19 protein-coding genes are annotated in these 23,072 nt (G+C 45.9%); 10 read left to right on the top strand and 9 right to left on the bottom strand.

Features of this window, described 5'->3' with window-relative positions:
* Window positions 1-25: 25 nt before the first annotated feature.
* Window positions 26-991 carry an ADP-glyceromanno-heptose 6-epimerase gene (rfaD, locus tag K339_RS0131040; RefSeq protein ID WP_028527067.1) on the bottom strand — a complete coding sequence of 322 codons (966 nt, stop codon included), beginning with the start codon at window positions 989-991 and terminating at the stop codon, window positions 26-28.
* A 293-nt stretch (window positions 992-1,284) separates the two neighbouring features.
* Here rfaD and K339_RS0131035 point away from each other — a divergent pair, with 293 nt between their 5' ends.
* Genes K339_RS0131035 through lpxB form a run of 3 tightly spaced genes read left to right on the top strand, consistent with a single transcriptional unit; the run spans window position 1,285 to window position 4,604 of the window.
* Window positions 1,285-1,704 (top strand): 6-pyruvoyl trahydropterin synthase family protein, encoded by a 420-nt coding sequence (locus K339_RS0131035; RefSeq protein ID WP_028527066.1) that lies wholly within the window; start codon window positions 1,285-1,287, stop codon window positions 1,702-1,704.
* Between the two features lie 44 nt (window positions 1,705-1,748).
* A complete protein-coding gene (locus K339_RS0131030; protein ID WP_028527065.1) occupies window positions 1,749-3,479 on the top strand; it encodes a hypothetical protein in 1,731 nt (576 codons plus the stop codon).
* Between the two features lie 6 nt (window positions 3,480-3,485).
* On the top strand, window positions 3,486-4,604 hold the full coding sequence (gene lpxB, locus K339_RS0131025; RefSeq protein WP_028527064.1) for a lipid-A-disaccharide synthase: 1,119 nt from the start codon (window positions 3,486-3,488) through the stop codon (window positions 4,602-4,604).
* On the opposite strand, the gene K339_RS0131020 is transcribed toward lpxB, so the two are convergent.
* Window positions 4,601-5,143, bottom strand: a complete 543-nt coding sequence (locus tag K339_RS0131020; protein WP_028527063.1) for a DinB family protein — start codon at window positions 5,141-5,143, stop codon at window positions 4,601-4,603. The genes lpxB and K339_RS0131020 overlap by 4 nt on opposite strands.
* A gap of 4 nt (window positions 5,144-5,147) precedes the next feature.
* Window positions 5,148-5,693 (bottom strand): hypothetical protein, encoded by a 546-nt coding sequence (locus K339_RS0131015; protein WP_037302376.1) that lies wholly within the window; start codon window positions 5,691-5,693, stop codon window positions 5,148-5,150.
* 196 nt (window positions 5,694-5,889) lie between these two features.
* Here K339_RS0131015 and K339_RS0131010 point away from each other — a divergent pair, with 196 nt between their 5' ends.
* Window positions 5,890-7,236 (top strand): APC family permease, encoded by a 1,347-nt coding sequence (locus K339_RS0131010; RefSeq protein WP_028527061.1) that lies wholly within the window; start codon window positions 5,890-5,892, stop codon window positions 7,234-7,236.
* A gap of 29 nt (window positions 7,237-7,265) precedes the next feature.
* Here K339_RS0131010 and K339_RS0131005 read toward each other — a convergent pair whose 3' ends face one another.
* The 3 genes from K339_RS0131005 to K339_RS0130990 form a co-directional block, all read right to left on the bottom strand.
* The gene (locus tag K339_RS0131005; protein ID WP_037302375.1) at window positions 7,266-13,442 is read right to left on the bottom strand and encodes a DUF8696 domain-containing protein; all 6,177 of its coding nucleotides are present in this window, start codon (window positions 13,440-13,442) and stop codon (window positions 7,266-7,268) included.
* A gap of 68 nt (window positions 13,443-13,510) precedes the next feature.
* Window positions 13,511-13,675: a hypothetical protein gene (locus K339_RS37400; RefSeq protein WP_211243865.1), complete on the bottom strand. Its 165-nt coding sequence runs from the start codon at window positions 13,673-13,675 to the stop codon at window positions 13,511-13,513.
* Between the two features lie 398 nt (window positions 13,676-14,073).
* Window positions 14,074-16,602, bottom strand: a complete 2,529-nt coding sequence (locus tag K339_RS0130990) for a beta-N-acetylhexosaminidase (protein WP_037302371.1) — start codon at window positions 16,600-16,602, stop codon at window positions 14,074-14,076.
* 81 nt (window positions 16,603-16,683) lie between these two features.
* On the opposite strand from K339_RS0130990, the gene K339_RS0130985 reads away from it, so the two are divergent.
* The gene (locus tag K339_RS0130985) at window positions 16,684-17,139 is read left to right on the top strand and encodes a GNAT family N-acetyltransferase (RefSeq protein ID WP_028527057.1); all 456 of its coding nucleotides are present in this window, start codon (window positions 16,684-16,686) and stop codon (window positions 17,137-17,139) included.
* Between the two features lie 216 nt (window positions 17,140-17,355).
* Here K339_RS0130985 and K339_RS0130980 read toward each other — a convergent pair whose 3' ends face one another.
* Window positions 17,356-17,868 (bottom strand): DinB family protein, encoded by a 513-nt coding sequence (locus K339_RS0130980; RefSeq protein WP_028527056.1) that lies wholly within the window; start codon window positions 17,866-17,868, stop codon window positions 17,356-17,358.
* A 91-nt stretch (window positions 17,869-17,959) separates the two neighbouring features.
* Here K339_RS0130980 and K339_RS0130975 point away from each other — a divergent pair, with 91 nt between their 5' ends.
* The 4 genes from K339_RS0130975 (at window position 17,960) to K339_RS0130960 (ending at window position 21,117) form a co-directional block, all read left to right on the top strand.
* Complete coding sequence (locus K339_RS0130975; RefSeq protein WP_028527055.1) at window positions 17,960-18,460, top strand: Xre family toxin-antitoxin system antitoxin; 501 nt, start codon at window positions 17,960-17,962, stop codon at window positions 18,458-18,460.
* Window positions 18,460-18,939, top strand: coding sequence for an RES family NAD+ phosphorylase (locus K339_RS0130970; protein WP_028527054.1), 480 nt, complete (start codon window positions 18,460-18,462; stop codon window positions 18,937-18,939). Before K339_RS0130975 ends, K339_RS0130970 begins: the two co-directional genes overlap by 1 nt.
* A 97-nt stretch (window positions 18,940-19,036) precedes the next feature.
* Window positions 19,037-20,212, top strand: coding sequence for an OmpA family protein (locus tag K339_RS36445; protein WP_051398389.1), 1,176 nt, complete (start codon window positions 19,037-19,039; stop codon window positions 20,210-20,212).
* Window positions 20,209-21,117 carry a YjiK family protein gene (locus K339_RS0130960; protein ID WP_028527053.1) on the top strand — a complete coding sequence of 303 codons (909 nt, stop codon included), beginning with the start codon at window positions 20,209-20,211 and terminating at the stop codon, window positions 21,115-21,117. The genes K339_RS36445 and K339_RS0130960 overlap by 4 nt, the downstream gene beginning before the upstream one ends.
* A gap of 153 nt (window positions 21,118-21,270) precedes the next feature.
* Here the strand turns inward: K339_RS0130960 and K339_RS0130955 are convergent, their stop codons facing one another.
* Together K339_RS0130955 and K339_RS0130950 are read right to left on the bottom strand one after the other, a co-directional pair.
* On the bottom strand, window positions 21,271-21,711 hold the full coding sequence (locus tag K339_RS0130955) for a VOC family protein (protein ID WP_028527052.1): 441 nt from the start codon (window positions 21,709-21,711) through the stop codon (window positions 21,271-21,273).
* Window positions 21,712-21,920: 209 nt separating this feature from the next.
* Entirely contained in the window at window positions 21,921-22,208 is a 288-nt protein-coding gene (locus K339_RS0130950) for a hypothetical protein (RefSeq protein ID WP_028527051.1), read from the bottom strand.
* A gap of 107 nt (window positions 22,209-22,315) precedes the next feature.
* On the opposite strand from K339_RS0130950, the gene K339_RS0130945 reads away from it, so the two are divergent.
* On the top strand, window positions 22,316-23,068 hold the full coding sequence (locus tag K339_RS0130945; protein WP_028527050.1) for an acyl-CoA desaturase: 753 nt from the start codon (window positions 22,316-22,318) through the stop codon (window positions 23,066-23,068).
* Window positions 23,069-23,072: the final 4 nt, after the last annotated feature.

The following is a 23,072-nucleotide window of genomic DNA, read 5'->3' as shown; positions in this document are numbered from 1 at the left end:
GGGAGATAAACAGCCTGCCTCAAGATTAATAATATGCTTCTTTCGACAAATAGTTTTGAACGTAATCCTTCACACCTTCTTCCAACGTATGGAAAGGTTTGGTGTAGCCAATCGAACGCAATTTATTCATATTAGCTTGGGTAAAGTACTGGTACTTGTCGCGAATGTCGGCGGGTGTATCCACAAAGTCGATATTTGGCTCTAACCCCATCGACGTAAATGTATTGATGGCCAAATCCTTAAACGTACGTGCCTTGCCACTTCCAAGATTATAGATACCTGAGTTGCGACGGTGGTGCATCAAAAACGAACATACTTCCAGTAGGTCTTTTACATAAACAAAATCGCGCATTTGCTCGCCATCTTTAAAATCGGGATGGTGTGAGCGGAAGAGACGCATTTTACCCGAGGCTTTTACTTGGTTGTAGGCGTGGAATATCACCGATGCCATCCGCCCTTTGTGGTATTCATTGGGGCCATAGACGTTGAAAAATTTCAAACCTGCCCAGAAAAATGGTTTCTTTTCTTGTTGCAACGCCCAAATGTCAAAGTCGTTTTTGGATTCCCCGTAAGGATTGAGCGGTTTAAGCTGCGGGATTTGCGATTCGTTGTCGTCGTAGCCTAACTCACCTAAACCGTAGGTAGCCGCCGAAGACGCATACACCAACGGGATTTGATAATCGATACATTTTTGCCAAATCTGCTGTGAGTAGCGAACGTTAAGCTCCTCCAAAACATCACGGTCAAACTCCGTCGTATCTGTGCGGGCACCGATGTGGAAAATGAACTCTACTTCGTAGTAATTTTGGTCTAACCATTCAAAAAAAGCAGAGCGCTCCACTCGTTCTTGAATTTTTTTCCCTTCTAAATTTTGTGCTTTTTCAATTTTCGAGAAATCATCAACTGCGATGATAAAATTGAAATTTTCCTCGTTTAGCTTGCTGATAAGACAGCTTCCGATAAAGCCTGCAGCCCCAGTGACAATGATCATAGAAATAGCTTATGATAAGGCGTTTAAATAGTGGGTAGTCAATTAGTTGGAACAGTAAAAATACTCAAAAAAAACGCTACAAAGGTAGGTATTATTTCACACAAAAAATCATTGAAAATTCCATGAATAAATTTAACTTTTTAAAGAATTTTCAATGAAATCTACGATGTTTTTGGATACCGTTTTTTGGTCGTAATTTTGTCGAAACTTATTAGACAGCGAAGTGACTCCGTTTCTCTTATTTTTAATACGGCACTCTCGGCGCTGTGGACTATTGACTGTCGATTAGAATGATAGTTTACGTAACAAGAAAAGAACATTTTAATGCCGCCCACCGGGTATATAACCCTAGCTGGTCGGATGAAAAAAACACCGAAGTATTTGGCATCTGTGCCAATCCAAATTTTCACGGTCACAACTTTGAGCTGATTGTCACAGTAAAAGGCCCTATCAATCCAGAAACTGGCTTTGTGGTGGACATGAAACTCCTCGGCAGGCTGATGAAAGACAGTGTGGTTGACAAAGTCGATCACCGAAATCTGAATCTTGACGTTGATTTTATGCAAGGTATTATTCCTAGCTGTGAAAATTTTGTCCTTGAAATCTGGGCTATCCTAGCAAAAGGACTAAACGAAGTGGCTCCTCACGCCAAATTGCACTACATCAAGCTCATTGAAACCCCCAAAAACTACGTAGAGTATTACGGCGAATAAGCTCGCTTTAAACGATATTCGCGTTCCAATCCCCAAAAATCATTGTGAATCAACAACGTATCGGGCTTTTTTTCTGGCTACTTGTATTTCTAATCATCGGAAGCTACCTGTGGTATATCAATTTGTATGCGGTCAATATTCCTATTACCGACGACTATGATTTGGTTCGAGTAAAATATACGCTTTTGACGCAAGAATTCAGTTGGTGGCAGAAAATCAAACTGCTTTTAGAACCTGAAAACGACCACCGTATTCTTATTCCGCGCTCCATTGCGCTGACAGACTATGCCGTAGAAGGATTCGTAAATTATCGAACGCTGATTGGGGTCGTCAATCTGAGTTTGTTGGGGATTTTGGGATTTTGGTTCTTGAGTTTTCTCAAACGTGGGCTCAATGCTTGGTTTTTTTTACCAGTGTTGTTGTGGTACCTCACCCCCTTTGTGTTTGATGTCACGCTTTGGGGGATTAATGGGATGCAGCATACCACCCTCAACTTACTGGTATTCGGCACCTTAGCACTACTTTCTTATTCCACGAACCCTTGGGCTTTTGGAGCCGCTTTGGTCGTTGGGTTTGCCGCAACTTTTACCAATGGGAATGGTTTTTTGGTTTTTCCTGCGGGGTTAGCGATTTTGCTTTTGACCCAAGACTGGAAAAAAAGTGCTCTCTGGACCATCGGGATGATTGCATCCTTATTGGCTTATTTTCTCAACTACCAAGTAGGACAAGCGACTAAAGTGGCCTTCTCAGGCGAATTTGTCGGGAATCTACTGGTAAGTTTTGCGGCGTTGTCGGGTGGCTGGATGGCGGCTTTCAAAGGCAGTAACCCTCAGTGGTTGTTGTGGAGTTCGTTTTTGGTAGGCATGTTGAGTTTGCTAGGCATCACGTTGTGGCTTGGCTATCAACTATTTATGGCACCACAGCGCCCCCGCTCAGGCCGCCCCTATCTTTGGGTTGGGGTTTTTGTGTTCTCGATTCTAACGATTGGCATCATTGCAGTATCAAGAGGGGGACGCGACGTTTATTCGGTTTTCACGAGTCGGTATAGTTTGTATCCGCTTCATTTATTGACACTTACGTACCTAGCATTGCTGAGTTGGAAGTCCATTTCTCCTGCATGGGTATTTCGGATAGCAGTTGTTTTTGGAGGTATTTTTATGACCATGAGTTTGTATCAATACCAAAGAGATATGGACGAACGCCGTCGAAGCCTCATTGCAGACCACTACAACTGGCGGCAGCACCGCAAACTTATCACCCATTTTCGGAGCGAATTGGCCGATTTTTTCACGCTTCCCGCCTACCAAAAAGGCATATACCGTTTTGAAAATTTCCCACTCGGTACCGCTACCGAACAATTACTCAGTTTACCCGCCGATACTACTCAGCGCGACGCATTGAAACTTACGCTTACAACCACTCAAAAAAACATTGATTTTTTTGGGCATCCTCAAACAGTTGCACAGTTTTCATTGATTAATGCAGACGTGCTTCAACCTGAATTTGGCGAAGGTGTTGGCGTGTTTTTGGTGCTAAAATCAGCAAAAAATAAAACTTACTTGTTGCCTACTTTACCCATTCAAGGTGGGAAACGCACTTTTTTCACTTCGGCACGGGTCTATAAACCTGGTTTTGAGCTAACGGTTTACAACGAAAACTTTACCCCTGACACTTATCGCATCGGCCTGCTAAGTCCGAAAGGAACAGGCTACGATTTGCGTTATTTACAACAATCTATTCAGATTGATTCGCTTTCCACCAAATTGGTCAACTAGCAGCCCATGAAATATTATCTGATAGCAGGAGAGCGCTCGGGCGATTTGCACGGTAGTAACCTCATTAAAGCCATCCGCCGCCACGATTCGGAAGCCGAATGTCGGGCTTGGGGTGGGGAAATGATGCAAGAAGCAGGAGCTGAGTTGGTGACGCATTATGCCGACATGGCGTTTATGGGTTTTTGGGAGGTGGCCAAAAACCTGGGTACGATTTCGGGTTTTCTGAAAAAATGCAAAGCCGATATTCTCGCTTATCGACCCGATGTCGTGATTTTGATTGATTATGCAGGCTTCAATATGCGAATCGCTCGTTTTGCTAAAGAAAACGACATTCAGACGTTTTACTACATTTCGCCCAAAGTGTGGGCTTGGAATCAAAAACGTGCCCTCAAACTCAAACGCGACGTAGATCGTCTGTTTGTAATTTTTCCGTTTGAAAAAGAGTTTTTCCGCCGATACAACTACGACGTGGACTACGTAGGAAATCCTCTTTTTGATGCCATCGCCGATTTTACGCCCAATCCAACCTTTTTGGCTGAACATCAGCTTGACCCGACCCAACCCATTGTGGCGCTGCTCCCAGGAAGTCGCAAGCAAGAAGTAGAACAAATGCTTACGCTGATGGTACAAACCAAGCCGCACTTTCCCCATGCACAATTTGTGATTGCGGCCGTTGGTAACCTTCCCCAAACGCTTTATGCACCCTTTGTAGCGCAAGGAGTACGGCTTGTCACGGATGCTGCTTACGACTTACTCTCGGTTGCTACGGCCGCGCTTGTCACCTCAGGTACTGCCACGCTCGAAACAGCGCTGTTTGAAGTACCGCAGGTAGTTTGCTACAAAACAGGGAGCGTCAGCTACGCCATTGCAAAGCGATTGATACGGGTTCCGTACATTTCGTTGGTCAATCTCATTGCGCAAAAAGAAGCCGTTAAAGAGCTAATTCAAAATGAATTGACCCCAAAAAACCTTACGAGCGAACTGGAAGCAATTTTACCCAACGGCCTCAAACGAACGCAACAAATCAACGACTATCGACAAGTGAAAGCCATTTTGGGAGAAAAGGGGGCTTCAGAACGGGCAGGTCAGCTCATGGTAGAATACCTTAGAAAAAAATCCATTTAGGATTGTAAAACTATCCCTTCCAATTCCTTTTGCTGCCGAAGGTGGTGGCGGCTGTGCATCTCTAGGTTATGAAACCATTCGTGGGCATTGAGCCACGCAAAAACAGGGTGGTAGCACTTGTATTCCCCCCCATCGTTGGCGACGGGTTCAATCAGCACTTTTGCATCGCTCAAGACTTTCTTTAATTGCTCGCGGTATTCGTCTTGGGTTTTTGGGATAAGTTCTATTTTTCCAAGGCCCTCAGGCACTTTCACTTTGATGGGCGGAAAACCATTGTGTTTGAAAACATTATCGCCGTAAGCATTATGTTCACCCCCAAGTTGTCCTTTGCGTTGTTCCAAACACCGAACAGTATTGGCCAAGAAAGAAAAATTAGCCGTCATCAACACGTGTTCATACATCTGCCCAAGCGACCATACGTCTTCGGCGGGTTTGTGTAAAAATTGTTCGTTGGTGTATTGCTCAAGCGAATCGATATAACGGTTGATGGTAATTTCTAATGACGAATAAATTTCCGAGGGTGTTTGTTGACTTGTCATATTGTTAAGAATTAGGAATACGTATTTTTTTGAAAAGGCCGTACAGAATGGCAAATACTACTGGAACCAACGATAACCACTTCAATAATTTGGCTATTTCGCACAATACCGCCACAATCATCGACTGCTCAGGATAACGGTATAACAACATTACAATAAACACATTTTCTATAAAATCGAACAGCATTGTCACAAAAGGAAGCAAATTGACATACCGAAAAGGAGTATATGGCTTATTTCGGAACAACAGCGTGAGAATAACTGCGAATAAAAATGTATAAACAATGGGATAAATAACGTCCATCGTCATTTCCCCTTGTGCGTAATATGCGCGCCCCTGCTCTCCATACGCCGTCACCATTTCTAAGGTTTTGGAAGGATTTAAACCAAAAGTAAGATCAATAGGCCCAATGGGTTTGCCCGCAAACTGATTGATGTTGGCTTCGGCATTTTTTAAAATATACCCAGGGAATACAACATACGCCGCCAAAAGCACAAAAAAGGTTTTAAGATTGGCAATTCTGTTTAAAAACTGGTGAAGAGTTTCCATAATGACAAAAGGGTTTAGGAATAGACATAGTATCAAAGATAATGATTATTTGCTCAGAAGCAGTGCCTCAAAAATGCCAAAAGACGCCAAAAATTAGGCTTATTGACCTTTTTTTGCCAATTTAGCAACGGCTGCCCACTTCCCTTTTCGTTGTTGTATCTACAATAATAAAAGGGGGTTCCTAAACCTAATTGAAATGCAATCAACAGACACCCAACCTAAAGACAATCAGCTGCTTAAAATTCTTGGCGTAGGCTTCGGCATTGCCGTAACCATTGGCGGAACCATCGGAACGGGAATTTTGCGAAAACCAGGCCCCATTGCCCAAGCCCTTGGCGACCCTTGGCTCATCATGGGGGTGTGGATATTGGTGAGCGTCTATGCACTTTTTGGGGTTTTATGTACCATTGAGTTAGGAGTAACTTTTCCAAAAGCAGGGGCTTGGTACGTATATGCGCGGCGGGCTTTTGGAGGATATGCTGGATTTGTGGTAGGTTTCAACAGTTGGTTAGGCACCTCGGCGGCTACAGCCTTTGGGGCATTTACCATGAGCGAATACATCGCTTTACTTCTCCCCTCTACGGCGGGTTATGAAAGCTACATGGCCACCGCCATTCTCATTGGCTTGGGTCTTTTACACTGGGTGGGACTACGCACCGCCAGCCGCGCACAGGAAATCATGAGTGTTGCCAAAGCCGTTGGGTTATTTGGCTTTGTGGTGATTTGTTTTGTGTATGGCAACGATGTTTCAACCACCCAAGTCGTCGAAACTACCACCAACGCCGTCGCCAAAGGCTCGTTGATTGGCTCGTTGATTTTTGCTTTACAGGCTATATTTTACACTTTCGACGGCTGGCACACGGCGGCCTATTTTGCCGAAGAAGACGCCGACCCTGCGCGTAACTTACCCAAGTCGATGATTGGAGGGCTGTTGCTGATTGTCGTGATTTATTTGTTGGTCAACGCGGCTATTTTATACATTTTGCCCATGCCAGTCTTGCAGCAGTCCAAGCTCGCCGCTGCCGACGCCATTACAATGATTTTTGGGGAACAATCGGGTAAGATAGTGACGTTTTTCTTGATGATTTCGATTTTGGGGATTGTCAACGCCCAAGTGATGTTCAACCCTCGCGTATTGTATTCCATGAGCCGCGATGGGTTGTTTATCCGCCAAGGTACGCGCGTCAATGCAGGAGGTACGCCCAGCATTGCCATGCCATTGTCGGTCGCAATGGCCATCGTATTTATCCTGAGCGGAAAAGAAGCCAGCGGAAAGCTCTCTGACATCGCTACGTTTTTCTTCGTGATTGGCTACACCTCAGGCTTTGCATCGTTGTTATACCTCCGAAAATCCGAACCCAACGTGCCTCGCCCGTGGAAAGTCCCAGGCTTCCCCGTCGTGCCGTGGATTGTACTCATTGCTTCGGTGGCCTTTCTGATTGGCGCGGGCTTCCAAGACCCTGGCAGCAGTGTTTATGCAGTGGTTTTCTTGATTTTGAGCTACCCATTGTATTTGGGAGTGACGCGGTTGAATAGGGGGTAAAAATCCCCCCCTCCAACCGCGATACAAATTTACTCTACTTTAAGCACCTTCAAGATAACTTGCTTCTCGCCCGCGTTCACCCGCAAGAAATACACCCCGTTGGCCAAGTCACTGACTTCAAACTCCTCCTGGTGTTGGTTGGTTTCGGGTACAAAACGCCGACCCAATACCCGACGACCCGAAGCATCTGAAAGTTCAGCTGCTACTTCTTTCCCTTGGCTATTTTGTACTTTTAGGACAAGGAGGCTCGCCACAGGGTTTGGCATAACACTGGCAAAAGACAGCGGGGTTAAATCCCGCGAGGCTGACAAATCACCAGTTCTGGCTGCGCCTATTCCTACACCATCTTTCGACTGGATTCTGAACCAATATTCTTGGTAGGCCAATACGTTCCCTTGCGGCTTGCGCGTCGAGGGAAAAATACTGCCCCAACCCTTCATGTCCCAATAGCGAATACCCAATTTGTAGAGACCTTTAGGTAAACCTGCGTCATATACGTTACCTCCTACCCCATTGTCTTGGTAAAAACCATAGGCAGGGTGATTTTGAGCGTACAACTCCGTCCAACCCTCACGGTTGGCATACATGAAGTAGGGCGCGTTGTTTTCGTGTGTGTTGAAAGAACGTATCACACCCATCTCTGGTGTTGCCAACAAATCAAACGTCATAGAACCATTCGTTCCCAATCCACAAGCTTCCACATTAATCGTCCAATAACGTGGTGCCATTTTGTTCACATTTTCTACATAATACAAAGTCGGATTTTGCTGGGTACTTTGTTCCAACTCTGATCCACCGTCGCGCGTAACAAATTGACTCGCCCACGCCGAACGATCGTTGGTTTTGATAGCTGACTTCGTCTGACCTACGTTAATCAACGTTACAACAAACGCATTCCAATACACATCTTTACGAACACTTTCTGCGCTCTGGCAGCCTCCTCCAAAAATACACTTCGCCCAGTACGTCTGCTTCGTTACGTTGTTGAACGCTACCTCAAAACTAGATGTCGTCACGCCCGTATTCCAAAATACTTGGCTACCCACAGGGCAATTCGCCGAAATACGAACCGTTGCCCCTGTACATACTATTTCCTGGCTCACCGTAATCTCTGGCGCGGCTTGCGTGGATGTTGGCGTAAAGGTCACCACATTACTTCGCTCACTCACACAGCCATTCTCCGTTTGGCAACGTGCATAATACGACGTCGTTACACTCGGAACTATCGTCGGTAAGTTTGGTAAAATCATATTCGTGGTAGCATTGTACCAAACCGTTCGCAAACTTCCACAGCTCGACTGTCCACTGAAACTTGCCGTTGCATCGCAACTCGTTGTTGATGAAAGTGATACCGTTGGAGCAGCAGGAATCGTCACCAACTTCAACCGCATAACCCCTGACTCAGATTCAACACACGAGGGCGTTCCGTCTAACTTTCGGCAGCGAACTCGGTAATTGTGATACTGATTGCCAACCAAGCTCGTGGGTACACCTGCACTGTATGCACTTCCATCGACCGAATAAAGGGTCACTTCACCCGCTGCGCAATTAGCCGTAAAGCTAATCGTCATATTGGCCAAACTGCACACTTCTTTGCTCTCCCCCACGGCCACATTCACACCATCCACCAACAGTGATACGTTTTGCGGAACCGTAGAACGATAGTTGATTGTCAGTTCAATTGGGCTCGTATAAGTACTTGGGCAAGTCCCATCACAAGCAGCTTGGTAACGGTAGGGTTGGTTATCGCTTGATTGGCTGCTAGGCGCGGTGCTGCTCCAAGCTGACCAAGTTCCGCCGCCTATCTGCACCCGCCAAACGGGCGGTCCTACCACACACGCCCCCGAAACATTTAACTGTAAACCGTTCTCAGGGTTGGCATCGGTGTCGCACAAAGTCTGAGCGTTGCCCTCTACCAACGTTTGTTGGAGCACAGTAAGGCTAACTGTTGGCTTACCTTGCACCTTCACTGTTGCATTGCCTGTTTGAGTTTGGCTACAATTGGCATCCGACACGCTGACCAACTCATAAGAAAACACGCCTGGCGTGGTGGTTAACTGTGTAACTGTGGCCGTATTAGATACGCTGGACGTTGATACGCTTTGCAAAATCCCACCGTTGAGTTTATACCCAAAAGTGTAAACACCCGTTCCATTTGCCCCACTAAAAGTAATCGGTGGGGCAGGGGCATTTTGGCATACCGTTGTCGTACCTGAAATCGTCGCCGTCGGCAGCGGATTTACCGTCACCGTTGCCGTCGCAGAATAGGCTACAGCACACCCACCACTTTGAACCACTGCCCGATAGTACGTCGTTTGCGTCAAATTGGTCGCCGTAAAGCTAGTCGTCGTATTCGCAATATCGGTCACGCTCGCAAAATCAGATGTCAACGATGACTGCCATTTTTGAATCGCGCCTACTTGATTTGACAAGGTTAAAGCTGTTGAATTTGTCCCCGAACACACCGTAGCCGCCCCCGCTATACTACCACCTACCGAAACTGGGTCAACCGTCACCGTCGCTGTGGCAGAAGTGGTTTGAGAACAAACGCCGCTCTTTACCAAAGCACGGTAGTAGGTTGTTTGGGTTAAATTACTTGCCGTCAGTTCCGTCGTCGCGTTGGAAATGTCGGTCGCTCCGCTGAAATCGGAACTCAACGACGATTGCCACTTTTGAACGCTGCCCGTTTGCCCCGATAAAGTTAAAACCGTGCTATTGGCCCCCGAACAAACCGTGGTCGAACCTGAAATGCTGCCCCCCACGCTCACGGGGTCAACCGTCACCGTCGCTGTGGCAGAAGTGGTTTGAGAACAAACGCCGCTCTTTACCAAGGCACGGTAGTAGGTTGTTTGGGTTAAATTACTTGCCGTCAGTTCCGTTGTCGTGTTGGAAATGTCAGCTGCACTGCTAAAATCGGAACTTAACGACAATTGCCACTTTGGAATGCTGCCCGTTTGGCCTGACAAGGTTAAAACTGTGCTATTTGTCCCTGAACAAACCGTGGTTGAACCTGAAATGTTGCCCCCCACGCTCACGGGGTCAACCGTCACCGTCGCTGTGGCGGAAGTGGTTTGCGAACAAACACCGCTTTTCACCAAGGCACGGTAGTAGGTTGTTTGGGTTAAATTACTTGCCGTCAGTTCCGTCGTCGTGTTGGAAATGTCAGTTGCACTGCTGAAATCGGAACTTAACGACGATTGCCACTTTTGAATGCTGCCCGTTTGGCCTGACAAGGTTAAAACTGTGCTATTTGTCCCCGAACAAACCGTGGTTGAACCTGAAATGTTGCCCCCCACGCTCACGGGGTCAACCGTCACCGTCGCTGTGGCGGAAGTGGTTTGAGAACAAACACCGCTCTTCACCAAGGCACGGTAGTAAGTTGTTTGGGTTAAATTACTTGCCGTCAGTTCCGTCGTTGTGTTGGAAATGTCAGTTGCTCCGCTGAAATCGGAACTCAACGACGATTGCCATTTTTGAATGCTACCTGTTTGCCCCGACAAGGTTAAAACCGTGCTGTTTGTCCCCGTACAAACTGCGGTTGAACCTGAAATGCTACCCCCCACGCTCACGGGGTCAACCGTCACACTACCCGTAATATTGCTTGATACGCAACCAGTTGTGGCATTTCTGACCGTGAGGATAAAGGAAAGTGAACTTCCCACAGCCGCAGTGCTTAAATTGACCGTGATGGGGTTGGACAAACCTCCGTTGGTGATGGGGGAAATATCTGCCCCCGAAATCGAATATTGGTTGGGCGATTGCGTGGGATTGGTATATGGAATATTAAACGACATAGCCCCTGCGCAAATGGGAGTAATCGTACCGAGAGTAACGCTCGGTTTAATCGGATCAGTGAGCATTATCGTTGTTACATTGGAGGCACATCCAGGATTAGGTGGCCCTATCAGACTGACTACATTAACGCTATAGGTAGCAGCACTCAGTCCGTTGATGGTAATTTGGCCACTAGCATTGGTCGTCACATTATCCCCAGACGCAGGCGAGCCAACTGCTCCTCCGCTGTAGATGAGTTGATACTTTGTCATCGGGACCAAGCCAGATACGGTGATGGTTCCGTTTTGGCCATTACAAGTGGGTGGATCTACCTTGGACAAAGAGATGGTGGGTGGAATATCCGCGACACGAACCTGATTACTGGTCAGCGAACAGGTGTTTTCCGTCACTTTGACTTGAAAGCGGCACCAAGAATCGGCGGGGGTAACCGAGGCAATATCGAATGTTCGGTCGCTGTCTAAGTTACCAGTTAGGGTGAAAGCAGTCGAACCAACCCCATCAGGAGTGGCCAAAAAGACACTTGTATTCGTGCTATTGGTAGCTTCCGCCACAATACCATAAATGTTGGGCGTTTGCAAACCCACTGAAATGGTCGTAAAAGCATCTCCCCCCAGATTGGTCACGGCTAACCCTTTTGGAGTGCCCACGTAGATAAAGTTATTAACAACTGAGATGGCTTGGATAAGATTATCTGGCAGTTCGCTATTAGCAGTATTGTAAGACACCCAATTCAGACCACCATTAGTAGAAATGCCTATGCCACTGTCTGTGCCCGCATACATGATACCGTCTTTGAAAAAAATGGCAGTAATGTTGTTGCTGAGCAGACCATTGGCTATCTGAAAAGGAGAACTGAACGTTGTACCGTTGTCGTTAGAAACATAAACTCCATTGTTGGTGGCAACATATACATTGGTGCCTTCTACAAAAATATCAGCCACGGATACACTGGAAAGAACGGTAGTGAAACCACCTGTATTGATGCGGCGAGACAAGCCACTGGTGGTAGCAGCATAAATGTAATCGTTGCCACCGTTGGACGTAGCCACCGAAGCGCGCACCTTCGCAACTGGAATTCCATTACCTGTACCAAACAAAGTGGGGAAGCTACTACCATTATTATTGGAGACATACAAGCCTTGGTCGGTCGAAGCATATACATTGGAGCTGCTGACAAAAACATCATTCACAATTTCTGCGGGTAGTACGACTTCGGTATAGGTAGTCCCACCGTTACGGGAAATCACCAAGCCTTGGGCAGTTGCCACATACACATTAGACCCATTTTTGGCAATCGCAACAGAAACGGGTGTGTTGAAACCAGCGGTGGTATTGATGAAGGCTGGAGAACAAACCCGTTGCCATTGATAGGCATCGAACCCAGGGTTAGCACTAAAAGCCACAGGAGATCCCAAACAAACGAAAGAATTACTTGGATCAATTAATGTCGGACGGACAGAAGGAATAAAGTAAAGCCCGTATTCACATCCATCAATTGGTCCCGCACTGGCTACAATACGGATTTCATAATTACTTCCACTGATGTCATAAGGTATCACCGCCTGGATTGTACCTGATTTAGCAGTGGATGCCAAACGGCCAATCGTACGGAAAGTAGCAAAGTTATTATTACTCAGCTGAATGGTATAAATATTACCTGCATTGATTGGATCAGCTGCGTCGAATTCGTAAAGTAAGTTGAGGGATTCCCCTTGGCAAAAAATTGAGCCATTGACCTTCATGGGCGACATGTTCGCATTCTTCAGGACACCACTACCAATTCGGAAAGGTAAGGATTGGTTGCTGATAATACCATTTGGATTGCTGGACACAATACGCATCCGATAGCCGTTGCCTGTTGGTACATCGGGGAAACTACCATTAATTGCCCCGCTGGCAGAAGAATTTACCGAAGCGATTGTAATGGGGGAAGCAAAGCTCCCAGACGCATTGCTCAATTGCAAGGTGAACGTGTTCCCAGAAAGAAAGTTACAGTCAAGTAGGTAAGAAACCGAAATCGGATCACCCACACAATAGGGCCCTAATGGGTTTGGATAAGTAGCCGTAACCTGATCTCCTGAAATGGTGAATGAGGAAGTAGTAGAATTCCCCACAGGAGAAAGAGAATTTATCCTCAATTTATAAGACGTACTTGGGGTGACTGCTCCAAGGTTTCCAGAGATGGAACCAGGGCTCGTTGCTGGACCAGCAGCAATGTTGCCAATGATGGTTCCAGGAAAATTCCCATTTGCATCACTCAGCTCAAGACTTGCACTTGTACTGACAGTCCAACCTCCAAAGCTGAACGTAACGGTTACGTTTGTGCTTGGGCACCCGGGAGTACCAGTTGTGAGGGTTGCTGAACTAGGTTGTGCAAACACCAGGCCACTCAACAAGAGAACTGGTAACATGACGAAGAAGCATTTGGGTAGTATTGCGTTTTTCATAGAGTTGGTTGCTTTGGGTTACGGTTATGGTTCTACGGGTTATTTTCTACTTGTTGTTGCCGTTGGCGAAGTTGTTGGTCCAATGCCCGTAACTGTTTTTCGTACCAAAACCAACACACTACCAACAGTAGTCCGAGGATAAGAATCAGCAGCAAAAGACGGAGTCGCATCGTATGATTGAAATTTAGCTTTAACATTATTTAAAGCTACCTCACTCACCATCAAAACACCAAGTTTTAAGCGTTGCAAAAACGTTGCAATTTATAAAAATCTGTATTACAGGAAGTTGTAACCCTAAAATTGTTGAAATTTCAACAAATAAGGAGTTTTGCGAAACAATAGAAGAGAAATTAACAAAAAAGCAGGGTTGTCGAATTGTTGGTTAGAGGAAAGACCCATGGATTTTCCCGAATTGAACCGTGAAAATATAGCGGTAGCACTCGAAAATAGTCTTAATCGTCAGTACCGAACTCTGCTCGTTACATGAAAGTATTAATTGACCAAAAATATCTCGTATTGAGAGAAAATCGAAACCATCAAGTCTTTTTTACAAGAAAATGATGATTTCGACTGCGTTAAGATTTACAAGTAAATTCTACGGATTTACCTCTACCGTGCGGCTTGAGCGACCATTAGACGTAAATACCTTCATTTTTATCGTTTTACTTACTGGCAAAGGCTGACTATACACCGCGCTAGTTGCCGTCGGCTCGGTGCCATCGGCGGTATAGCGAATGGTCAATCCTGGCAATTGAACATTGGCTTTTACTTGGTCGTTTTCAACCACAGCCCCTGCCGTTGGAACCCGATACGCGTACCCGCCCGCGCGGAAATCCAAACGAGGAAGTTCGCGTTTGCCGAGTTGGTTAGCAAACACTGACCACGCTTTTTGATAGGCTTTATCGTCGTTTTTCTCCACCCACGTTGGCGACAATGCCCACGCCCGTTCGGCCATTCCAAGCAATTTTGGCAACATCATGTACTCCATCCGTTCGGGCGAATTGACCGTTTCGCTCCACAACAATCCCTGAACCCCTACGATATTTTGCTTTCCATATTCCGTCAAACGTTCTTTTCCATTAAAAATCGAACGGTCGAGGGGATTGCCTAAACGGTCTTCTTTCGAGTTTTTAAAATAGTCGTAAGGGATAAACGAAAAGGGCTTATCAACATCCGTATAAGCGCCCCAATAATACCCAGGCTCATCAAACGACTTGTAGTAAGACATGTCAAAATACTGGTGCGTAACGCACGAAAGCACCACTTTGTAGCCCGCATTGGCAAGGCGATACGCCAAATCCTCAGCACCCCAGCCGAGCACATTATTCCAAACGTCCACTTGTACACCTTTTCCCACAAAATCGGGATTTGGGATAACGTGATTTTTGCCATCAAGCAACGTTTTTCGCATCGCCACTTCTTCCCAACCATACACATACAGGCCGCGTTTTTGGGCAATATCAATCACTTTCCCGTAGAAATAATACCAAAGGTCGTCGGTTGATTGAATACTCGGATTGTCACGGCGCAACTGCTGTACCGCAGGCGACTGCGTCCATACCCCTCCTGGCACTTCGTCGCCGCCGTAGTGGATGGTTTCCAGCAGAGCATTGGCATCACGGTACATCGCCACAATTTCGTCGGTTACTTTTTCCAAAAAGCGATACGTTGATGGCATGGCTACATTCATCACGTTATCGTTCCACGACTGCACCGAACGATATACTGAGCGATCGGCGGGGTCATGAAGCAGGTATTTTTCAGCTTCTTCTTTTTGTCCTTGGGCCATTTTTTGCGAGTAGCGGGCTTTCATCGCCACCACAGCCGCGCGGGCGTGGCCTGGTGCTTCGATTTCGGGGATTACTTTGATGTGGCGGGCATTGGCATAACGCAACAATTCCAAGAAATCTTGGCGACTATAATATCCCGTCCCTGCATTTTGGGAAGCATCAGGGCCTGAACCAAAAGAAGGTTGAAGCAATTTGAGGGGGTCGGTTCCGTGACCGCGCACGGCACCAATTTGCGTCAATTCAGGTAAGGATGGAATCTCCAAACGCCAACCTTCGTCGTCCGAAAAGTGCAAGTGTAGTACATTGAGTTTGTAAGAGGCCATCAAGTCGAGCAACTTCATCACTTGCGCTTTTGAGTGAAAATTCCGAGCGACGTCGAGCATAATCGCACGGTGCCCAAAGCGCGGTTGGTCGCTCACTTCTACGCCCGTTACCGACAAACTTGACTGCGTTTTTCCCCAAGCCGACGGTGACAACAACGCCAACAACGACTGTACCCCATAAAAAGCCCCCGCTCGGTCGCCCGCCGTAATTTCAATTCCGCTCGGGTTGACCATCAAACGGTACGTCTCGCTAGGCATGGTTTCTTGTTTAAATACAATTCCAGTGGTTTGTTTTTCAGTAGAAAACGCCAAAGGCGAACCTAGCATCGACGAAAGCTGGCTACCCAAATAACTCGCCTCGTCGCGAAATGCCTCAGGCACAGACAAAACGGTTTGAGGGGTAATGACATACGGCCCGCCTCGTTCACGGTATTGTTGTGGACTAGGTAGAATTTTAGGCAATTCTTTTTCGGCTATTTCCTCCGTCGCTTTGTTTTGATTAAAAATCATTTCGGGTGTAATCAACCCCAACTTATCTCCTGCAAAACGCTGGTATTGACGCGGTTGGGTAGAAGGCTTTATGGTATAATCGGTCAACGGATAGCCGCGTTCGGACTGTTGTTCCCACACCCAATACAAGCCCGCGGGGGCGTCGGTAAAGTTGACTACCCAAGCCGAAGAAATAAACGAAATTGTGGTGGAAGCACCAGCTTTTAGCCCCTGAAACGCCGCCGTAGGCATGAGTTGAAACAAATCACCGTTGACGTGCCGAATGATAAAATCGGGAGAAACGGTCGTATCAATTGTACGAACGTTATTAAAAAACAGGCTCCATCCTGACTTGGGAAGAGCTTTTTTAGACGTATTTGTAAAAGTAAACGAAGTCAACGAAGCGGTTTTACCCTTGTGGTTATTTTCCACAATTTCCCAGCTAACTTTCAGAGAAGGAGCCGTTAATTGAGCCCGCGATGATATTGCCACTAAAAACAAGAGAAAAACGAACAGACGCATAAGTGAAAAGACGTGGTTAGGCACAGAAAAGATAAGCTGCAAAAATAGTCGTACTTTTATAAAAAAACACGTTCAATTTGTATGCCCTCCTTTTCAAACCCTGTTACTATTGAATTAGCGCAACCGCCCGACTATGTCGAAATCGTCGAAGTATGGGAAGCTTCGGTACGTGCCACGCATCATTTTTTGCCAGAATCTGACATTCAATACTTCAAACCACTGATTTTCAACGAGTATCTCAAAGCAGTACATCTGGAATGTATTCGTAGTTTGGAGGGAGCTATTGTGGGTTTTATGGGTGTACACGACGATAGCCTCGAAATGCTTTTCATCCATCCCGACGCTCGCGGGCAAGGCTTAGGCAAAGTATTTGTGGCTCACGCCATCAAGGACTTAGGTGTAAAACGGGTTGATGTCAACGAGCAAAATCCGCAAGCAGTGGGTTTTTACGAACACATGGGGTTTCAAATCATCAGCCGCTCCGAAACCGATGGAATGGGCAAACCCTATCCGATTTTGCACATGAAACTGTTTTAAGAATGTCGATTTCAGACGGGGTCGCCCGAGCGATGCAGAATGTCGAATGGGCTTATTCGGCACTAAAAATTCGACATTCTGCACTCGACAATTTAAATTTGACATTCTGCCCTCTGCATTCGACACTTACTTATTCTATGTGCCAAGGGTTGCTCACAACCCGCCCTATGTAAGAAATAGGAGTTAAAAACTGGAAACATTAAACCCGAAACTCAATCAACCCTTAACCACCGTCACCGTCACAAGCAATTGGCCGACGTGCCGCTGCGTGTGTTCGGCGGCGTGGAAAAGAAGCCCAAGCACCGTCGATGGAATTTGCGCCCGTCCTACTCCGCGTTGTTCGAGCAAAGTAGCTTCATCGGTAGCGATGAGCTGCGCAATGGCTTTGTCAATTTGTTGACTAAACAACAAAAACAATTGCTGAAACGACTCTTGTCCTAGCGTTGGTTTTCCTTCATTGGCCAACCATTCGAGCTGCGAAGGATTGAGCATTTCGCCTTTGGCGTACGTAAAAAGCCGATCCAACACCCCCGTAAGGTGCTGTAAATGAAACCCTACCGAAGCCATTTCGAAAGGACGTTCCCATAATTTTTCATTGACAAAATCAGTGCCCATTTTTTCAACCTCTTCACGGGCTTGCAAAAGTGCATGAGCAACGGGTTGTAACAAAGCAGGGACTTCGGGAAGTGGCCCACGTAGCCACACTTCTAATGTTGAGGCAGGTTTCATAGCAAAAGATTGAGTTAATGCATCAAATTAAGTATAAAGAACTTCCAGATACAATATATTTGTTATATATTCACAACAAATATGTTGCACAATGGCCCACAAAACCAGTAATACGTTGCCGTTTAACACCCAAAGAAGTGTAAAAAAGGCGTCCGACATGGCCACTTCACCTAAAAAATGGGTGATTGAAGCCGAAGGTAAAAACTATACTTGGAGTAATAAAATGGAGCGGGTAGGAATCATTCGAGGTGGGATTCCTTATCACACGATTGAGTTCATTAGTAAACGTCTAAATCGACCCGTCAAAGCTGTTTTATCCATTGTAGGGATGCCCCAAACCACCTACAACAAGAAAAAAAGTGAGCATTCGTTACTCGATACGCGTGACAGCGAATTGATTGTCCTCATCACAGAATTGCTTGATTTTGGACTAGAAGTATTTAATAATGAGGAGGAAAAATTTCAGCGTTGGTTAAAAAAGCCAAACTTATCCCTCGGCGGAAATACCCCAGAAAGCTTACTAGACACCGTTACGGGTATCGACGAAGTAACTTTTTGTCTCAATCGAATCGAATTTGGGAATTTTGCCTAATGAAAGTTTATCGAATTGAGCGCGAAAAATACCTAAAGACCACTTTGTTAGGCATCGGTGCTTCTATGGCCAAAGGCTACCGATGGAATAGTTTATATACTCGCTTGGTATATACCGCTGAAAGCCGTGCTTTGGCTACTTTAGAAGTTTCGGTTCACCTTGATTTAAGCGAAGATTTGCCTTCGGACAGGTATTACGTCGAAATTGACATCCCTGATGACCTCACTATGTTGGAGGTTAGCCTCGAAGACTTACCTGACGATTGGAACGCCAAGCCTCCTACGGTTACGACCCAAACCATTGGTGATGATTTTGTGTTGGGCAACGAAGCAGCAGTTCTCAAAGTGCCTAGTAGTATTGTTCCTCAAGAGTTTAACTACCTCATTAACCCGAGCCACCCAGACGCGCCTCGAATCAGCATAACCAACATTACGCCAATGACGTTTGACGCACGATTTCGATGGAAAGACAAGGTATAACTAGCAGGTTTACCCCGAGTGGAGCTGCCTAATATCTACAAAATTTGAATCTAATTCACTACTTTTGGCATAGTATTCACCCTTTCCACTCTAGCCCATGCGTTTCACTATCCTGTGTTTATGGTGTATTGTTGCGTTGTTGTCGAGCGTGCAAGCTCAGAGGACTGCCGTTTATCGTTTTGAAAACTCGTTTGAAGAAGAATCAGGTAAATTTCCGAAACTCAAGGTGTTGGGTCAAGAAGGCACATTTCAAAACGAAAAACTTCCCGAACTCAAAAACCTCCAACGTACCGTTTATGTATTCGACAGAAACTGTGGTTTACAGTTTGACAACCGTGCCGCCAATGGTTTCCTGAGCGGTTCATATACCATTGAGATTTACTTCCGATTTACCACCTTAGACAGCTGGAAACGAGTCATTGATTTTAAAAATCGTAAATCTGACAATGGGTGCTATATCTTCTACGGCAAACTCAATTTTTACAATTTTGCCGTGGGCACCAAAGCCCCCGTCAACCCCAACGAATATACCCACTACGTGGTGGCGCGGGATGCCAGAACGAACCAGCTTAAAATGTACGTGGACGGGGAGTCAAAAGTTGAATTTACTGACCGTTTTTCCCAAGGTATCATCGACGAAGACGGCATGCTCAATTTTTTCTTCGATGACCTTATCGTCAAAGACGAAGCCAGTGACGGAGCTGTAGCGATGATTAAATTGTACGATTACGTGGTTGACCCCGCTAGCATCAAGCGTGATTTTCAGCTGCTTGAAGAAAAAATCAGCCAACCCTTGGTTGTAAACACCCCTACTCCCGTTGCCCCGCAGCCCGTGGTCTCTTCGCCTTTACCAAAGGAAGCCCCCAAAGAAAATACGTCTGAACCTCCCAAAAACTATACTTCACTAGACAACAAAAACGTTTCTGTTGGGAAAGCGATTGTATTGCAAAACTTACGTTTTGCCCAAAGCAAGCCCGAATTGCTGCCTGAATCGAATGCGGAATTGGAGAATTTGTTCAAATTTATGCAAGAACACCCAACGGCCAACATCGAGCTCCAAGGCCATACCGACAACCGAGGGGATTTTGATTTAAACCTAGCCCTTTCTCGTCAGCGGGTGGAAGTAGTGAAGGCTTTTTTGGTAAAAAAAGGCATTTCTCCCAGCCGAATTACGGGCAAAGGCTTTGGCTCCAGTAGGCCAATTGCCAATAACAACCGCGAAGAAACTCGTCAGCTCAACCGTCGCGTGGAGTTGATTATTACAAAACTTTGAAAACAACTGCCGTGAATAAACTTTGTTATTTGGTAAGTATCTGCGCCTTTTTAATTATATCATGTGAAAAACCTACTCCAACTCCTGGTGAACCTACGGAGTTGTCGGAGAATTTTTCGGGAACCCCAACCGCTCATGCTGTTTCTCCCGCCGATGAACTTGATGAGGCTTCAGGCTTGGCCGATAGTAAAAAACAAGCTGGTTTTCTCTGGACACACGAAGATGCTGGCTCGCCTGACCGCATTTATCTACTTGACCGCCAAGGTAAAATTGTGGCAAATTATACCACTCCTTTTATCAATTATGACTGGGAAGACATGGCCGTGGGCCCAGGCCCCGACGCCAATGAGTCGTACATTTATCTGGCTGATATTGGAGATAACTCCAACGTTCGGGACATCAAACAAATCTACCGTTTTCCAGAGCCTAGCACATTGACCTCAAAAATCACCAATTTTGATTGGATTCGTTTTCGCTTTCCCGACGGGGCTTATGACTCCGAAACGTTGCTGCTTGACCCTTTGACAAAAGATATTTACGTCGTTACAAAGTGGCTCACCAACGCCCGTGTGTATCGCTTGGCTTACCCTCAATCTACGACGGAAGTTATCACTGCCGAAAAAGTAGGGGAAATGACCGTAGGAGTAGATTTAACAGGTGGCGCGATTTCAACAATTGGTACCGAAGTTATCGTTCGAGGCTATACCGCCATCTATTATTGGAAGCGCAAAGCCACCGAAACTGTAGGCGAAGTGCTGCTTCGCGCCCCTACCAAAAGTTTGCCATATATCTTTGAGCCTCAAGGCGAAGCGGTTTGTTTTGACCTAAACAACAAAGGTTATTTTACCCTCAGCGAACGCCGAAATGTTCCGTCGGTCAACTTGTATTTTTATGCAAGAAAATAAACGAGATTAGAACTCAGGTTTTGAGAAACCTGAGACACATTCGAGAAACCTGAAGCACATTCATAAACTCAGGTTGTCAGCAACCTGAGGCACATTAAAGCACATTCGACATCGCTCGGGCGCCCCCGTCTGCACTCGCCCCTCGACATTCCCCTAGGGTTTCCACTCATTGAGTTCAACCAAATACCCGTCAGGGTCAGGAACGTAGATTTGAATGACTCCGTCAAAGCGTGTTTGTTTGTGAAAAGGCAGTTTAAGGCGGGTTAAATACGCTTCTGCTTTCTCCATGGAAGCCACAAAAATTGCAAAATGGCTACCATTTCGGTCATTGACGACGGGTTGTGTACGTCCTGCCAACAAGTGAATTTGTTGGTCGGCACCAATTTTAAACCACGCCCGAATCGCCTTCAAATTGTCGGGCACTTCAATGCGTTCTAATTGCAATACTTCCCCATAAAACTTCGCACTCGCCTGCAAATCGGGCACTTGAAGTGCCAAGTGATTGTGTTTAACAATCCCTATTTTATCTTGTGAAAACCCTGAGAAAGACGACGAAAACAACAGCACAGCGAAACAAAAAAAGAAAGACTTCATGGGGAAATGAATGGTAAAAAAGTGGGTCAATAGGTTCTATTCTCCAAAAGTACTTTTTTACTTGCATTTACCTACGTCGCGTCTTCTGGTTGCTCACAACCAGAAAGCACAGGCTACTCAGGTTGTGAGCAACCTGAGGCACGTTTTGCATTTCTATTCGACATTCTGCATCGCTCGGGCGACCCCGTCTCCACTCGACATTCTAAAAATCACAGCCACATTTTGACTAATTCTTCCCATTCTTGTTCTAGTGAATAGGCTGGCATTTCGGCGCGGGCACGGCGGTACCAGTAGCCTGCATTCCATTGGTCTCCTTCTTTGCGGTGCAAATAGGCGTGCAAGCGGTCGTAGTCGCGCGTGCCTTCCCGCGACTGAGCTATATCGTGTGCTTCATCCCACTGCCCTTTGGCGTCGTACCAAAGCGCTTTCACTAAAATAGGACAATCCGACGATGGCCCTGAGAGCGAGAGACTTTGTTTAAAATCGTTAAATGTCATTTTTAATGCTGTTTTAAAAAACAAAGAAACCTGATTTTTCTCATCTTTTCTTCCAAACCCTCCCGATACTTTTGTAGGAGTATCGTTTCAATTCATTTTCTCAATTTATGTACATTCTCTTATTTTTTGTAGCCCACTGGTATTTGTCTCTTTTGATGCAAACCTTCTTCTTGCACCGTTATGCCGCTCACAAAATGTTTACCATGAGCCCGTTTTGGGAGAAATTCTTTTACACGCTTACCTTTATTTTTCAAGGTTCATCATTTTTAAGTCCGTATGCGTATGGCGTAATGCACCGCCTGCACCATGCCTACGCCGACACCGAAGAAGACCCTCATTCGCCGAGTTTTTCGTCGAGTCTTTTTGATATGATGTGGAAAACCAAGAATTATTACAACAATATCTTACACCGTGAAGACCAAATTCCTGCCAAGTTTAAAAAGGATGTTCCTCACTGGCAGTTCATGGAGCGTCTGGGTGATTATTGGATTATTCGTATTGGTTGGGGCGCATTATACGTCTTATTTTACCTCCAATTTGCGACGGCTTGGTGGATGTTTTTGTTGTTGCCAATTCACTTTTTGATGGGTCCCGTCCACGGCGTTATCATCAACTGGTACGCGCACAAATACGGTTATACCAATTTTAAAGTAAACGACACGGCTAAAAACCTGCTTCCATTCGATTTTTTGATGATGGGCGAATCGTACCACAACAACCACCACAAACTGGGCGGAAGGGCCAATTTTGGCGTAAAATGGCATGAGTTTGACCCTACCTATCCGTTCATTTTATTCCTGAACGCAACGGGTATCATCAAACTCAAGCGTAACAATGATCTGAATTATATGCCTAGCTAGGTGC

The organism is Runella limosa DSM 17973 (assembly GCF_000482465.1).
GTDB classification, from domain to species: domain Bacteria; phylum Bacteroidota; class Bacteroidia; order Cytophagales; family Spirosomataceae; genus Runella; species Runella limosa.
Note: the sequence above shows the minus strand (reverse complement) of the source record. Positions and strands in the feature narration are given on the sequence as shown.